The organism is Actinoalloteichus sp. AHMU CJ021, from assembly GCF_002895405.1.
GTDB classification, from domain to species: domain Bacteria; phylum Actinomycetota; class Actinomycetes; order Mycobacteriales; family Pseudonocardiaceae; genus Actinoalloteichus_B; species Actinoalloteichus_B caeruleus.
On record NZ_CP025990.1, the window covers coordinates 2,041,180 to 2,054,948 of the forward strand.

The 13,769-nt window shown below is 72.2% G+C and carries 14 protein-coding genes and 1 tRNA gene; 6 read left to right on the plus strand and 9 right to left on the minus strand.

What is annotated here, in order from left to right; genetic code table 11:
- Positions 1-26 precede the first annotated feature (26 nt).
- Positions 27-950 carry a UTP--glucose-1-phosphate uridylyltransferase gene (locus C1701_RS08460; protein WP_026417454.1) on the minus strand — a complete coding sequence of 308 codons (924 nt, stop codon included), beginning with the start codon at positions 948-950 and terminating at the stop codon, positions 27-29.
- Positions 951-1,026: 76 nt separating this feature from the next.
- On the opposite strand from C1701_RS08460, the gene C1701_RS08465 reads away from it, so the two are divergent.
- A complete protein-coding gene (locus C1701_RS08465; protein ID WP_103055782.1) occupies positions 1,027-1,623 on the plus strand; it encodes a 5-formyltetrahydrofolate cyclo-ligase in 597 nt (198 codons plus the stop codon).
- A gap of 265 nt (positions 1,624-1,888) precedes the next feature.
- Here the strand turns inward: C1701_RS08465 and C1701_RS27265 are convergent, their stop codons facing one another.
- Positions 1,889-2,107, minus strand: coding sequence for a hypothetical protein (locus tag C1701_RS27265; protein WP_026417456.1), 219 nt, complete (start codon positions 2,105-2,107; stop codon positions 1,889-1,891).
- A gap of 118 nt (positions 2,108-2,225) precedes the next feature.
- On the opposite strand from C1701_RS27265, the gene C1701_RS08475 reads away from it, so the two are divergent.
- Together C1701_RS08475 and mscL are read left to right on the plus strand one after the other, a co-directional pair.
- A complete protein-coding gene (locus tag C1701_RS08475; RefSeq protein WP_103055783.1) occupies positions 2,226-2,891 on the plus strand; it encodes an SAF domain-containing protein in 666 nt (221 codons plus the stop codon).
- A 141-nt stretch (positions 2,892-3,032) separates the two neighbouring features.
- Entirely contained in the window at positions 3,033-3,470 is a 438-nt protein-coding gene (mscL, locus tag C1701_RS08480; protein WP_026417458.1) for a large-conductance mechanosensitive channel protein MscL, read from the plus strand.
- A 101-nt stretch (positions 3,471-3,571) separates the two neighbouring features.
- Here the strand turns inward: mscL and C1701_RS08485 are convergent, their stop codons facing one another.
- On the minus strand, positions 3,572-3,754 hold the full coding sequence (locus C1701_RS08485; RefSeq protein ID WP_026417459.1) for a hypothetical protein: 183 nt from the start codon (positions 3,752-3,754) through the stop codon (positions 3,572-3,574).
- Positions 3,755-4,027: 273 nt separating this feature from the next.
- On the opposite strand from C1701_RS08485, the gene C1701_RS08490 reads away from it, so the two are divergent.
- On the plus strand, positions 4,028-4,234 hold the full coding sequence (locus C1701_RS08490) for an antitoxin (RefSeq protein WP_035273279.1): 207 nt from the start codon (positions 4,028-4,030) through the stop codon (positions 4,232-4,234).
- 308 nt (positions 4,235-4,542) lie between these two features.
- On the opposite strand, the gene C1701_RS08495 is transcribed toward C1701_RS08490, so the two are convergent.
- The 5 genes from C1701_RS08495 to C1701_RS08515 all read right to left on the minus strand — a co-directional run bounded on the left by C1701_RS08495 (position 4,543) and on the right by C1701_RS08515 (position 10,672).
- On the minus strand, positions 4,543-5,043 hold the full coding sequence (locus tag C1701_RS08495; protein WP_103057001.1) for a MogA/MoaB family molybdenum cofactor biosynthesis protein: 501 nt from the start codon (positions 5,041-5,043) through the stop codon (positions 4,543-4,545).
- A 188-nt stretch (positions 5,044-5,231) separates the two neighbouring features.
- Entirely contained in the window at positions 5,232-6,857 is a 1,626-nt protein-coding gene (locus C1701_RS08500; protein WP_337662200.1) for a S1C family serine protease, read from the minus strand.
- Positions 6,858-7,013: 156 nt separating this feature from the next.
- Positions 7,014-8,132, minus strand: coding sequence for a galactose-1-phosphate uridylyltransferase (gene galT / locus C1701_RS08505; RefSeq protein ID WP_103055784.1), 1,119 nt, complete (start codon positions 8,130-8,132; stop codon positions 7,014-7,016).
- A 423-nt stretch (positions 8,133-8,555) separates the two neighbouring features.
- Complete coding sequence (locus C1701_RS08510; RefSeq protein WP_051313466.1) at positions 8,556-9,902, minus strand: sensor histidine kinase; 1,347 nt, start codon at positions 9,900-9,902, stop codon at positions 8,556-8,558.
- 65 nt (positions 9,903-9,967) lie between these two features.
- Positions 9,968-10,672: a response regulator transcription factor gene (locus C1701_RS08515; RefSeq protein ID WP_026417464.1), complete on the minus strand. Its 705-nt coding sequence runs from the start codon at positions 10,670-10,672 to the stop codon at positions 9,968-9,970.
- A gap of 638 nt (positions 10,673-11,310) precedes the next feature.
- On the opposite strand from C1701_RS08515, the gene C1701_RS08520 reads away from it, so the two are divergent.
- Together C1701_RS08520 and C1701_RS08525 are read left to right on the plus strand one after the other, a co-directional pair.
- Positions 11,311-12,771: a GGDEF domain-containing protein gene (locus C1701_RS08520; RefSeq protein WP_103055785.1), complete on the plus strand. Its 1,461-nt coding sequence runs from the start codon at positions 11,311-11,313 to the stop codon at positions 12,769-12,771.
- 188 nt (positions 12,772-12,959) lie between these two features.
- Positions 12,960-13,032: transfer RNA gene (locus C1701_RS08525), tRNA-Arg, on the plus strand.
- Between the two features lie 113 nt (positions 13,033-13,145).
- Here the strand turns inward: C1701_RS08525 and C1701_RS08530 are convergent.
- Positions 13,146-13,562, minus strand: a complete 417-nt coding sequence (locus C1701_RS08530) for a hypothetical protein (protein ID WP_026417465.1) — start codon at positions 13,560-13,562, stop codon at positions 13,146-13,148.
- Positions 13,563-13,769: the final 207 nt, after the last annotated feature.

Below are 13,769 nucleotides of genomic sequence, written 5' to 3' on the forward strand. Positions count from 1 at the left end.
GCCACCGTCGTTCAAACGTGACGCGGTCAGTTGGACCGCGTTCCCCCTTCGATCGTGCCCGCGGGATCGGCCACCACGTGACGGAGCCATTCCCGCAGCTCGGGGCCATACTCCGGGTTGGAGAGCGCGAAGTCCACCGCGGCACGCAGGAACCCGCCAGGATTTCCCAGGTCATGGCGTCCGCCACGGTGCACGACGACATGGACCGGATGGCCCTCCGAGATCAACAACGCTACCGCGTCGGTCAGCTGCAGCTCGCCACCGGCACCGGGGGTGATGCGGTCGAGCGCGTCGAAGATGGCCCGGTCGAGCAGGTAGCGCCCGGCTGCCGCGTAGGTCGACGGCGCGTCCTCGGGGGCGGGCTTCTCGACCATCCCGTGCACCCGCAGCACGTCCTCCACACCGGTGTCCTCGACCTCGAACACCCCGTAGGCGGAGATCTGCTCCCGGGGGATGTCGAAGGCGCAGAGCACGCTCCCGCCGAAGCGCTCGCGCACCTCGGCCATCCGGGACAGGACCCCGGTCGGCAGGACGAGGTCGTCGGGCAGCAGCACCGCCACGGCCTCGTCCGAGTCGTTCAGGTTGGGCCTGGCGCAGGCGACGGCGTGCCCGAGCCCGAGGGCCTGCTCCTGGATGGCGACCTCCGCCCTGATCAGCTGGGGCGCCCGGCGCACCTTCTCCACCAGGGCGGTCTTGCCCCGTTCCTCCAGCGTCCGCTCCAGCTCGGGGCGTGGCTCGAAGTGGCGCGCCACCGACGACTTCTCGGGCGAGGTCACGATCACGAGCCGTTCCGCGCCCGCCTCCGCGGCCTCGCCCGCGACGAGTTCGATGGCGGGGGTGTCCACCACCGGCAACAGCTCTTTCGGCACGGACTTGGTCGTCGGCAGGAAACGGGTACCCAGTCCGGCGGCAGGGACGATGGCAGTCTGGAACGCGCTCGTCGGGCTCATACCCGGAGAGCCTAGCCATCCGAGGTGCGCCTCGACTGCGCACGTAACGTGACGCACTGTGACCCGGGCGGATGATGTGCCACCTGAAGGAACCAGTTCGGCCAAGCGGACCTGGCGACGACGGCTACTGGCCGCCCGGCGGGCGGTCCCGCCGGAGCAACGACGGGCGGAGGCGGAGAGGATCACGGCCGTCATCAGTGAGGTGGCCCGCGACAGGGCGGGGACCACGGTCGCGGCCCACGTGCCCTTCGGCACCGAGCCGGGGTCGCTCCACCTGGTGGACGCCCTGCGCGAGGGCGGCTGCCGGGTGCTGCTGCCGGTGGTGGTCGAACCGGACGGTCCGATGCGGTGGGCCGAGTACGGTGGGGAGGCGATGCTGCGCCCGGGCAACCTCGGCGTGCTGGAACCCTCGGGGCCGCTCCTGGCCCCGGAGGCGCTGTCCGAGGCCACGGCGATCCTGGTGCCGGCACTGGCCGTGGACCGGGCCGGGGTGCGGCTGGGGCGCGGCGGCGGTTGTTACGACCGCTCACTCCCGTTGGCCGCTCCGTCGACGTTGACGGCGGCCGTGGTCCGGGACGCCGAACTCGTGGACCAGCTGCCCCACGGCCCGCACGACGCCCTGCTGACCAGCGTCATCACTCCCGGACGCGGGTTGCTCCACCTCCCCCGGTGACCAGCCGAGGGCCGGGGGGTGTTTGCGCGGAGGCACGACCTTGGCGCATTATCTGTATTGGCACTGTCCCCAGGCGAGTGCCAAATTGATGCTCACGGAGGATACGAACCGTGCCCACCTACCAGTACGCCTGCACCGCGTGTGACCACCGGTTCGAGCAGGTGCAGAGCTTCACCGACCAAGCACTGACGGCGTGCCCGGAGTGCCAGGGCAAGCTGCGCAAGCTCTTCTCCTCGGTGGGGGTCGTGTTCAAGGGGAGCGGTTTCTACCGCACCGACAGCAGGAGCTCCGGCGGCGGGACCGCCGCGAAGAGTTCCTCCTCGTCGAGTGAGGGTGCGACGAAGTCGGGCGACTCCGGTTCCTCCTCGAACTCCTCGTCCTCCTCGAACTCGTCCTCGTCGGACTCCGGCAAGAGCACGGCGTCGAGCGGGTCCAGCAAGGCCGCCAGCACGTCCTGACGGGCACCGGGCTCGGGGACGCTCACCGGCGGTTGTCCCCACCCCGCAGGTTGTCCACAGCTGGCTCCGCTGTCTCCGCCCCCATCGACGCCTTCCTCGTAATCTCGGCCGCGACCAGCGGGTACGAGCGAGGGGAACAGTGACATGCGCGGCGGGACGGGACGTGGGGCCAGCTCTCTCTCCTCCTCGGTCTGGCGACGCTGCCGGGCCGCGCTCCCGCCGTGGTCCGGCCCGCCACGCGCCGTCACCCTGCTCCGGCTCGCCGTGGCCGCCGCGCTGGCCGTGGTCGGCCTCGTGCTCCTCCCCGGGCACGACGTGCCGCATCGCGAGGGGCGAGCCGACACCGTGACCACGCTCGTGGCGGCGACGGACCTCGCTCCTGGCACGCCCGTCGACGTGAGCGCCGTGCGCGGCGCCCAGTTGCCGCCCGAGGCGGTCCCGGCCGCCGCGTTGACCGCGCCGGACCAGGCGGCCGGCCGGTTTCCCCTCGTCCCCGTCCAGGCGGGAGAGGTCCTCACCGAGGCGCGGTTCGCGGTGGCCGGGCGTCCCGGCCACATCGCGGTACCCGTCCGCCCGCACGACCCGGCGGTGGTGGACCTCGTCCGCCCCGGAGCCCGGGTGGATCTGGTCTCACTGGATCCGGGTGGGGCTGGACATGTCCTGGCCACGGATGTCACGGTCGTCTCGGTCGTCGACGCCGACGGCGCGGCCACCCAGGGCTCGTTCGTCGTGGTGGCCCTTCCCGAGACGCTCGGCCACCAGGTCGCGGCGGCGACGCTCAGGACGCAGATTACGATCACGCTGCGCTGATCATCCGCTCCCCTGCGTGGTCAAGGGTTGACCCCGTTCGGTGCGCGGGCGATGTTCCCGCCGCGCGCCAGTTGGGCGCGGGATCGGCCTCCCGTCGTGAGCCACCGGACACGACGACACCACCAGAACGAAGGAGGGCCCGTGCTCAAGGGCTTCAAGGACTTCCTGATGCGCGGCAACGTCGTGGAACTCGCGGTCGCCGTGGTCATCGGCTCCGCCTTCACGGCGATCGTGACGGCCGTCACCGAAAACCTGATCCAGCCGATCCTCGACGCGGTCGGCCCGGCGGACGTGGGGAATCTCGGGATCAGGATCGGCACCTCGCCGGACGGCACGCCCATCACCGTCGACTTCGGCGGGGTGATCACGGCCGGCATCAACTTCCTCATGGTCGCGGCCGTCGTCTACTTCATCTTCGTGCTGCCGATGAACAAGCTCCAGGAACGCCGGCAACGCGGCGAGGAGCCGGCCGCGGCGACCCCGACCGAGCTGGAACTGCTGACCGAGATCCGGGACCTGCTGCGCGAGCAGCGGCGCACCGCCGAGGAGGGCGCGGTCCTCGAACGGGACCGGGGCTGACACCGACGCGACCGGGGCCGGTGCGCACGGCGGGAGTCCGTGGACGGCACGCCAGCTCGGAGCGGCACGGCGGGTGTCCCCGCCGGTGCGGGGGTCGCGTGTCACCCGCCGTCGTGGTGGGGTGGCCGGTTCTCCCGGTACCAGTCCTCCGCCGACCGCTCCTGCCAGTAGCGCTCCTGGTCGTCCCGTTCGTCGGACGTCGTGTCGGGGAGGAGTTCTCCGACGACGTCCGCCGGCCTGGTCACCCGCCGCCGACCACGTTCGGGCCTGTCCCGCTCTGCCATGCACGCAGTATCCGTCGGGGCCGCCCCGGTGGGGAAACGACCCCGGGAGCACATGCCCACGGCGGTCCGCTCCGTAGCCGCCGACCGGCGGCACGCTCGGCCATCCCCCGGTTGCCGCGCCGGGCGGCCCTCGCACCGCGTCCGGCGTTCCCGTCCGGGCGCCCTCACCCGCTCGAGCGGCTCACGCGGATCAGCGCTCGGTTGCGGGATGATGAGTGGGTGGGCCGCGCCGCCGCGCGCGTCCCGTCATCTGAGTGTGAGAGGGAGTCATCGATGAACGGTTTCCTGGACAAGGCCAAGGAACTGGCTCAGCAGGCCAGGGAGAAGGCCGCCCAGGGAGTGGACGCCGCCGCGTCCAAGGTCGACGAGATGACCGGGGGGAAGTACACGGAGCACATCGAGAACGTGAGCAACAAGGTCGAGAACGCGCTCGACCCCAACGCCGGCGACGAGGGCCAGAACAAGGACGGGCGAGCCTGACCCGACCTCAGCGCCACGACGCGCGCGGGCCCGCAACGGGCCTCCGCGGTGATGGCGGCCCGTGCCCGGCCGGGCGGGGACGGTGATCGTTCCACCGCTGATCGGCGCGCGAGGCCGGGAGCGGGATGGTCCCGACGTCTGACCGATTCGACACCGCGCCCACCGCCCGGTCAGGTGTGGACGGGCGCGGGAAGCGGGGAGGGGCCGGCCCCGTCAGCGGCCGGCCCCTCCCTCCTCGTTCCGGTCCCCTCGGTCCCTCGTCCTCGTTCCCGTCGAACCGCGTCAGGGCTGGGACGTCCCCGTCGTGATCATGGGGTGTCGAGGCTGGACAGCTCCTCGATCACGTGGGTGACCAGTGGCGTCAACGTGGCCATCCCGTCCCGCACGGCGGCCCGCGAACCGGCCAGGTTCACCACCAGCGTGCTCCCCGAGACACCGACCAGGCCCCGGGAGATGCCGGCGTCCACCGCGCCGGCGGCCAGCCCGGAGGCGCGCAGGGCCTCCGCGATGCCCGGGATCGGCCGGTCGAGGACCCCGAGGGTGGCGTCCGGGGTGACGTCACGGGGGGACACCCCGGTCCCTCCCACCGTCACGACGACGTCCACCCCACCGATCACCGCCGTGTTCAGCGCGTTGCGGATGTCCACGACCTCACCGGCCACGGCCACCGTGCCGTCCACGATGAAACCGGCCTCCTCCAGGAGTTCGGTGACCAACGGGCCGATGGAGTCCCCGTGCTCCCCCTGTGCCACCCGGTCGTCGACGATCACGACGAGGGCTCGTCCCAAGCGCTGCGGGCTACGTTCCATGCGAGTCACCGTAGTGGGCGTGACCGGATCGAAGACCCTGGTGTCCACGATGTCGGTCGCCCAGATCTGGTCGTTCACCATCAACTACCACTCTCCGTAACCCAACGTGGGCAAGTCGCCCGAATCTCCGTCAACCCTCCCCCGAGAGTGAACAGATCTTCCCCGTGGCCCGGCCACGGGCACCGCTCTCACCCCACGGTCTCACTGCCCAGGGTGACCTGGATCTCCCGCTCGTCGCCGCCGCCCTGGTTCCGAACGGTCAGGGTCACCGTCGCACCCGGCTCCTCCGAGCGGACGGCCGCGATCAACGCGTCGCTGCTCTGGATCACCCGGTCGTTCAGCTTGGTGACCACGTCACCCTCCTCGACGCCGGCCTCGGCGGCGGCGCCGCCGGGGATGACCTGCGCCACGTCGGCCCCGTTCTGCCGGGAATCGACCGCCAGTTGCACCCCGAGGACTGCCCGGGTCGCCACGCCGTTCTCCCGGAGCTCGTCGGCGATCCGCCGGGCCTGGTCGATCGGGATCGCGAAGCCCAGTCCCACCGATCCCGCCTGACCGGTGCCCGCGCCGGGGCTGTAGATGGCGGAGTTGATGCCGATGACCCGTCCCTCCATGTCGACCAGGGGCCCACCCGAGTTCCCCGGGTTGATGGCCGCGTCGGTCTGGATGGCGTCGAGGACGGTGGCCTCCGTGCCCTGCTCGCCGCCCGCCCGCACCGGGCGGTCGAGGGAACTGATGATGCCGCTGGTCACCGTGCCGGTGAGCCCGAACGGGGAACCGATCGCGACGGCGTCCTGCCCGACGGAGAGGTCGTCGGAACGGCCGAGTTCGGCGGGGGTCAGGTCAGAGACGCCGCTGGCCTTGACGACGGCCAGGTCGGACGAGGGGTCGCGGCCGATGATCTCGGCTGGCGCCGTGGTGCCGTCCGCGAACGCCACGACGATCTGCCCGCCCTGGACCGCCGGTTCGACCACGTGGTTGTTGGTGAGGATCAGGCCGTCGGAACTCAGGACCACGCCGGATCCCTCACCCGCTCCGCTCTGTCCCCGCACCTGGAGTTGGGTGACGCTGGGCAGCACCTTCTCCGCCACCTGCTGCACGGACCCCTCCGGGGCGTTGCTGGCGTTGCGGGCGGGCGGCTGCTGGTCGAGCGCGCTCACCGAGGAGCCCCCGCCGGCCCGTTCGCTGACGATCCACCCGGTCACGCCGCCACCGACGGCGCCGGCCAGCAGGGCCAGCGCGGCGACCCCCGCCACCAGCCGCCCGGTTCCCTTCCCGCGCCCGGCGGCCGCCGGGCGGTGGTGTTCCGGGTTGTTCCCGAAGCCGTGCTCCGGCACGGGCTGGAACGGACCGGGCTGGCCGCTGCCGCCGTGCGCACCGGAGCCCGCCCCGTACTGGCTGCCCGGGTACTGGTACTGGCCGCCGTGGTGCTGGGCCGAGGACGAGTAGGGCAGCCCGTAGGGCGTGTAGCGCTGGGGGGTCGGTGACTCCTGCTGGCCGCCCGGCCGTTGGTGGCCGTGTCCGGAGGTGTCCTCCCCGTGACGCGGTGGGGCGGGCTCCCAACCGTGCTGTCGAGATCCCCCGTTCGTCCCGCTCTCGGCGGCCGGCGGACCGCCCAGGCCAGCGGTTCCTGGCGCTGACGCCTGCTCGTCCGGACGGTCGTCCGGGCCTCGACCCGAGGGCTGGTGCCCCGCGGCGTCCTCGCTCGGGCTGGGCCGCGACGTGCGATCTGCCTCTCCCCCAGATCCCGCACCCGACGCGGGGTCCGGGGAACGGTCGGGATCGTTCTCCGGCTTCGAGGTCTCATCGCTCATGGGACAACTGTGCACCGTCCGGCTGAGAGGGGCCTGAGATCCTCCTTGGTTTCCGCACAGAGCGTGTCGGGACCGTGGCGGCACCCACCCGCGTCGAGGCGTGACCGGCGGTCCCAGCCCGGGCCGGGGAGGGCCGGGCGCCCGCGTCGGAGAACCTCAGCCGAGCTCACGCAGCCGCTGGGCCACCCGCTCCGGCAGCACGTCACCGATCCACACCGCCATCCCGGACTCCGACCCCGCCAGGTACTTGAGCCGGTCCGGGCCGCGCAGCACGGAGAAGACCTCCAACCTCAACCAGGACCGTTCCCGGTCGGCCCGCACGGGGGCCTGGTGCCAGCCCGCCACGTACGGCAACGGCTGGTCGTGCAACCGGTCGAGGCGTCCGAGCAGGTCGAGGTAGAGCGGAACGAAGGCGTCCCGCTCGTCCGAGGTGAGCGCCGGCAGGTCGGCCACCTGCCGGCGGGGCACCAGCTGGACCTCGACCGGCCACCGTGCCGCCGCGGGGACGAACGCCGTCCAGTGCTCGTTCTCGGCGACGACCCGCGTTCCGGCGGCCCGTTCCGCGTCGAGCACGTCGCCCAGCAGCGGACGGCCGTGGGACGCGTGGTGCCGTTCCGCTTGGGCCTGGAGGCGGGCGGTCCTGGGGGTGACGAAGGGGTACCCGTAGATCTGACCGTGCGGGTGGTGGAGGGTCACCCCGATCTGCTCGCCCCGGTTCTCGAAGCAGAACACCTCCTCGACCCCGGGCGTCGCGGCCAGCGCCGCCGTCCGATCGGCCCAGGCGTCCACGACGGTGCGGGCACGGGCCGGGGTCAGCTGGGCGAAGGACGTGTCGTGGTCGGAGGTGAAGCAGACGACCTCGCAGCGGCCAACGGCTGGTCGGCTCGGCACCAGGGTGCCGCCGTCGACGCCGGCGAGCACGGTCGCGGCCCGCTCGTCTCCCACGGGCACGGGAACGCCGGGGGGAGTCCCGAAGGACGGGAACCGGTTCTGGAAGACGACGACGTCGTAGTCCGCCTCCGGGATCTCCGTGGGGCGGTCGGCGGTGGAGGGGCACAGCGGGCAGAGATCCGCCGGCGGCTTGTAGGTGCGCGACTGGCGGTGGGCGGCGATCGCCACCCACTCGCCGCTGAGCGGATCGCGGCGCATCTCGGAGGCCGGCTGGTAGGGGGGCAGGTCACGGGTGTCGGACGCGCCACGCGTTGGCGCCGCCGGATCGGCGTCGAAGTAGATGATCTCCCGGCCGTCGGCCAGCTGGGCGACTGTTCGCCGCACTCCGGTTCCTCCCCCGTTCGCACACGACCATGAGCGGCCCCGATCCTATGGCCGGCCCATGCCGAACCAGCCGGAACTCGGGTCCGATAGTGGCCAGTCCCGCCGGTCCCACTGCCCCCACCGCCGCCCCACCGAGACGTCGCGGAGCGCTTCCGAGCCGCTCCCGAGGAGGAGGGGGAGACGACCAGGACGTCCCCCACGCAGCCCCCACCCTCTCCGGGGGAGCGGCCCCTGTGCCAGCCTACTCAGCTGTTCCGCGCTGTTTCCACTGGTCACGGTCGCGCTGTTGATAACCCGAGCCTGTGAGCGGCGCGGGCGGCACCCGGCTGGAACAGCGCGGGCGACCGGAGCGACGCGGACGGCACCCGGCGCGGGCGGCACCCGGCTGGAGCAGCGCGGGTCGGGGCGGCACCCGGGTCGACGTCACACACCCGCCCGGCCGGGCAGCCGCAGCGTCAGCAGGGCGCCGCCCGTGTCGGCGCGCCCGGCGCGGACCGTCCCCCCGTGGCGCTCGGCGGCCTGGCTCACGATCGCCAGTCCGAGCCCGGACCCGGGAAGGGTCCTGGCCTCCGGGGACCGGTAGAACCGTTCGAAGACGTGGGGCAGGTCGGCGGGAGCGATGCCCGGTCCGGAGTCGGCGACCTCCACCCTGATGGTGGTGTCGTTCTCCGGGGTCATGGTCAGCAGCACGGTGCCCTCCGGGGGACTCCACTTCGCGGCGTTGTCCAGCAGGTTGAGCACCGCGCGTTCCAGGGCGTTGGCATCACCGAGCAGGGTCCACGGGTGCGGGCGTACCTCGAAGGCGATGCCGGGTGCCCGCCGTCGCGCCCGGTCGAGGGCGCGTTCGACGACGTCGACCAGCTCAACCGGCTCGTGCACCACCTGCGGCGCGTCCTCCCTCGCGAGTTCCACGAGGTCCCCCACCAGGTTGGACAGTTCGTTGATCTGCGCCCGGACGTCCTCGTAGATCTCCATCCTGTCCTGCGGGGACAGCTGGGGGGCGTCGGGCTTGCTGGAGGCGACCAGCAGTTCGAGGTTGGTGCGCAGCGAGGTCAGCGGCGTGCGCAGCTCGTGCCCGGCGTCGGCCACCAGGCGGCGTTGCCGCTCCTGGGACTCCGCGACCGCCCCGAGCATCGTGTTGAAGCTCATCGTCATCCGGGCCAACTCGTCGTCGCCGGACACCACGATGGGTCTGAGGTCACCTGTCGTCGCGACCCGTTCCGTGGCGGCGGTCAGCCGTTCCACCGGTTTCAGCGCCGCCCTGGCCACCGCCGTTCCCGCGATCGCCGCGACGACGATGCCCGCGCCGCCGACGACGGCCAGCACCACCGAGAGCAGCCCCAGGGTTCCTCGGATCGAGTCGAGCGGCTGGGCGACGACCAGGGCCGCCCCGGTGCCGATGGGCAGGGCGATGACCCTGGTGTCGGTGGCGGTGTCGGTGCGCAGCGAACGGGGGAGCTCTCCCCGGGCCACCGCCAGCTCGGCCCGACCCGTCGCCGGGGCCCGCGTACCGGCGGAGAGCACCTCGCCGCTGGCGTACACCAGCCCCAGTTGCACGTCGGAGGCCACCAGCACGACGGCCGGGGCGGACCGCAGCTGGGACGCCGCCATCGACTCGCCCACGGCCTGCGTCGCCCGCTGGGTCAGGCTCCGGTCGAGTTCGTCGTAGAGGCTCTTGTGCACGGCCAGGTAGGCGCCGAGGGAGACCAGCGCGACGGCCGCCCCGACGCAGATGGCCGCGAGCATGCTGACCCGCGTCCGGAGGGCCATCCGCTGGTGCCAGTCGTTCCAGCGTTCGATCCCCACGGTGCGCTGGGGTGGTCGGTGGGCGTCGGTCACGGAGGTGTCTCCCGCAGCACGTAGCCGACCCCCCGAACGGTGTGGATGAGACGGGGTTCACCACCCGCCTCGGTCTTGCGCCGCAGGTAGCCCACGTACACCTCCAACGCGTTCCCGGAGGTCGGGAAGTCATAGCCCCACACCTCCTCGAGGATGCGCGTCCTGGTCAGCACGCGCCGGGGGTGGGCGATGAACAGTTCCAGCAACGCGAACTCGGTGCGGGTCAGGCTGATGCGCCGTTCGCCTCGCCGGACCTCGCGCGTACCGGTGTCGAGTTCGAGGTCCGCGAAGCTCAGCACGTCGACCTCGTCCTCAGCCGGGTTCGCCGGACCTCTTCTCCGCAGGAGGGCGCGCAGCCGCGCGAGGAGCTCCTCCAGGGCGAAGGGCTTGGGGAGGTAGTCGTCCGCGCCGGCGTCCAACCCCGCGACCCGGTCGGAGACGGCGTCCCGCGCCGTCAGCACCAGGATGGGCAGGTCGTCACCCACCCCGCGGAGGCGCCGGCACACCTCCAGCCCGTCCAACCTCGGCATCATCACGTCGAGGACCATCGCATCCGGGCGCGCGTCCGGGGCCAGCCCCATGACCGCGGCCAGCGCCTGCTGCCCGTCGGCGGCCAGTTCCACCTGGTAGCCGTTGAACCGCAACGACCTCCGCAACGACTCTCGTACGGCCCGGTCGTCGTCGACTACGAGGATGCGCATGAAGGCAGTGTTACCTTTCGCCCTGAGAGCGAGCTGAGAATCGTCGGTCGTGGCGACCGGACCACCGCCCGGCCGCGCCATCCCGCGGCGACGACGACGTCGAGCCGGGGGTACGGCAGGCCCCTACTCCCGGTCCCGGCGGGGCGCACGGACCGTAACAGCACGATTCGGGTACCCAGGCGGGGTCCGGCCGCCGCCGGGCACGCCCGAGCGGGAAATGGCGCTCGGGAAAAGTGGGGTCGTGGGCGGTGCGTCGATAATCGGCGGGCCGGAAACAGCGGTCGACGGCGGCAGTTCCGGAGCGGGACAAACAGTTACGCAGCGTTCCGACCAAGGGCCACCACTACGCAGCGTCGCTCAGGCAATAAGGCGCGCCATTCAGTTGCCCACTGGAGGCAACACCACCCTTCAGTGACGGAGCAGCGAGGCCGTATGCTGCGCGGACACTGGTATGGGTGAACTTGTGGGCGCCGGACCACAACATGCTGGCACCTGTTCTTGGGCTACGCGAGTAGCCTGTCGACAACACCTGTGGGTACGAGCGAAGCCGAGGTGGAAAGTCGGTCAGGAGATGTCTGTCGGTGAGTGAGCACGACTATTCGCCGTTGACGGAGCATATTCCGTCGCAGGACCAGAGGGTGCGGTTTCTCGTCGAGTCTGGGCAGACCGACGAAGCCAACACCCTGCTCGACGCGGTGCTCGAACGGCCTGACCCGCGCACGGGCTGGCACCGGGTGGCGATGTTGGTCAACCGGGCCATCGCGGCCTGGCGGTTGGACCGGCTCACGCTGGCCCTGGAGCTGGCCGCCGAGGGCTGGACGGAGCTGGACGCGGAACGCCCGGAGGGGCGCACCGCCGCGCACACCCTCGGCCTGCTCGGCCACCTCATCGACTCGATGGGGCATCGCAGGGCCGCGTTGGACATGCTGCGGCTCTCGGTCGAGGTCGCCCGGGGGACCGAGGACGACGCGACGTTGGCCGCCTGCCTCCAGCGGCTGGGCGGGACGTTGAACATGTTGGCGTCGCAGGAGGCCAGCGAGAACGCGGGGGCGGTGTTCGCCGAGTCCCGGAGCCTCCTCGCCGAGGGGCTGTCCCTGGTCGAGGGCGGTCGGGTGCACCGGAGCCTGCTGGTGGCGCATGCGCGGTCCCTGGTGGGCGTTGGCCGTCTCGCCGAGGCCGAGGAGGAGTGCTCCCGGGCGCTGCTGCTCGCCGAGGCGGCGGACGACGGGTGGGCGGCGGCCACGGCGCGGTGGGTACTGGCCTGCTCGGCGCGGGACCGCGACGACCTTGTCCCGGCGCGGGCGCTCGCCGCCGAGGCGCTTGACGGCGTGGAACGCACCGGGGACACCACCCTGATCAACCGGTTCGCCGAGGACCTCGCCGACATCTGCGCCGGGCTGGGCGACCACCGGGGGGAGGCCAACGCGCTCCGACGGGGCCTGGCGGCGAGCCGGAAGGTGACGGAGACGCTCAAGGAAGCGATGGGGCAGGCGCTGGAACAGCGCCGGCTGGCGGTGCAGGCGCACCGGGCGGCGGTGGCCGCCCGGGAGGCCGCGGCCCGCGATCCGCTGACCGGGTTGGTGAACCGCCTCGGCCTGGAGCGCAGCGCGCCCCGGCTCATCAAGCGCACGGCGTCCAAGGGACGCGTTCCGTGGCTGGTGCTGGTGGATGTCGACTGGTTCAAGGACGTCAACGACGATGCCGGTCACGCCGCGGGGGACGCGGCGCTGCGGGAGATCGCGCAGCTGCTGCGGCGGGAGTGCCGGGCGGACGACCTGGTCGCCCGGTGGGCTGGCGACGAGTTCGTCATCCTCCTCGTGGACGCCACGGAGAACAGGCTCGACGCGGGCCCGGTGGTGGCGGAACGGATCCGGGCGGCGGTCGACACCCACGACTGGCGCACGGTCTTGGGCAAGACGACCCGGCCCCCGACGGTGAGCATCGGGGTCGCCGCCGGCCCCTCACAGCTCGACCAGCTGTTCACGGCGGCGGACGTCGCCCTGTACCGGGCCAAACAGCAGGGCCGCAACCGGGTCGAGGTGCAGCCTCCCCCGGAGGACAAGGGCTTCACGCCACGGCAGAGCCTGAGTGGCAGCTGAGCGTGCCCCCAGCTGTGATCGCCGGGCAGTGGGCGGCCTCCGAGCCGACGTGCGGGCGGGCGGGAAGGGCCGTCGGGCGGGTGGGCCCGCCCGACGCGTCGGGGGTCGGCCGTTCTCCCGGAGTCCCGGCACGATAGGCTGTGCCCGTCATTCCGAGCATCTGACGTGATGTTCGGAATGACGGGTAGGGCCTCGTAGCTCAGGGGATAGAGCACCGCTCTCCTAAAGCGGGTGTCGCTGGTTCGAATCCAGCCGGGGCCACACAGGTCGTGGGCCGCCGCGTGCCGCGGCTTCGCCGACCAGCGCCACGATCCGCCCTGACGTCCCCCCGGGGCACCTCAAGACCGGAGAACCCCGTGCCGTGGACGGCGGGGTCAGCCCCAGCCGCCCTGGACCATCGTCTGGAAGTACCAGCGTCCCTCCCTCCGGATCAGCAGGTCGCCGTACCGCATCCGGTGCCGCACCCCGTCGTGGGTGTAGGTGGCGTCCGTGACGACGAACACCAGCGAACGGCTCAGGAAGTGCGGGGTCCGCACCGACTCCATCCGCGCGCCGTCGCCGACGATCTCGGTCATTTCCCGGACGTACTGCTCCCGGTCGCTCCAGGAAGCGCTCCCGTTGCCCTCCGCGTCGTCGGTGACCGAGTTCAACGGGAACATCGCCAGGTCCGCCATCCGCTCGACCTGGGCTGTCGCCGCGAGCTCGTCGTAGTCGTCGAACCACGCGAGCACGCTGGCGACGTCCTCGGGGCTGGGCTCGAATGCTGGTTCCTCGATGGGATCGTCCGCCATCGCCATCCTTTCGTACGCCGTACGGTACGGCGTACAGGCTACCAGTCGGTCTGGCCGGGAACGCGGACCCGCGACCGCCCGCGCCCGCGCGACCGCGGTCCCAGCCCAGCGCGGCCGGAGTAGCGGGACTGGTCCTGGGACGGGCGTGCGGAGGCCTCGACACCGGTACCGTTTCCCTCCCGGGGGCAGGGAGCCCGCCGGGATGAG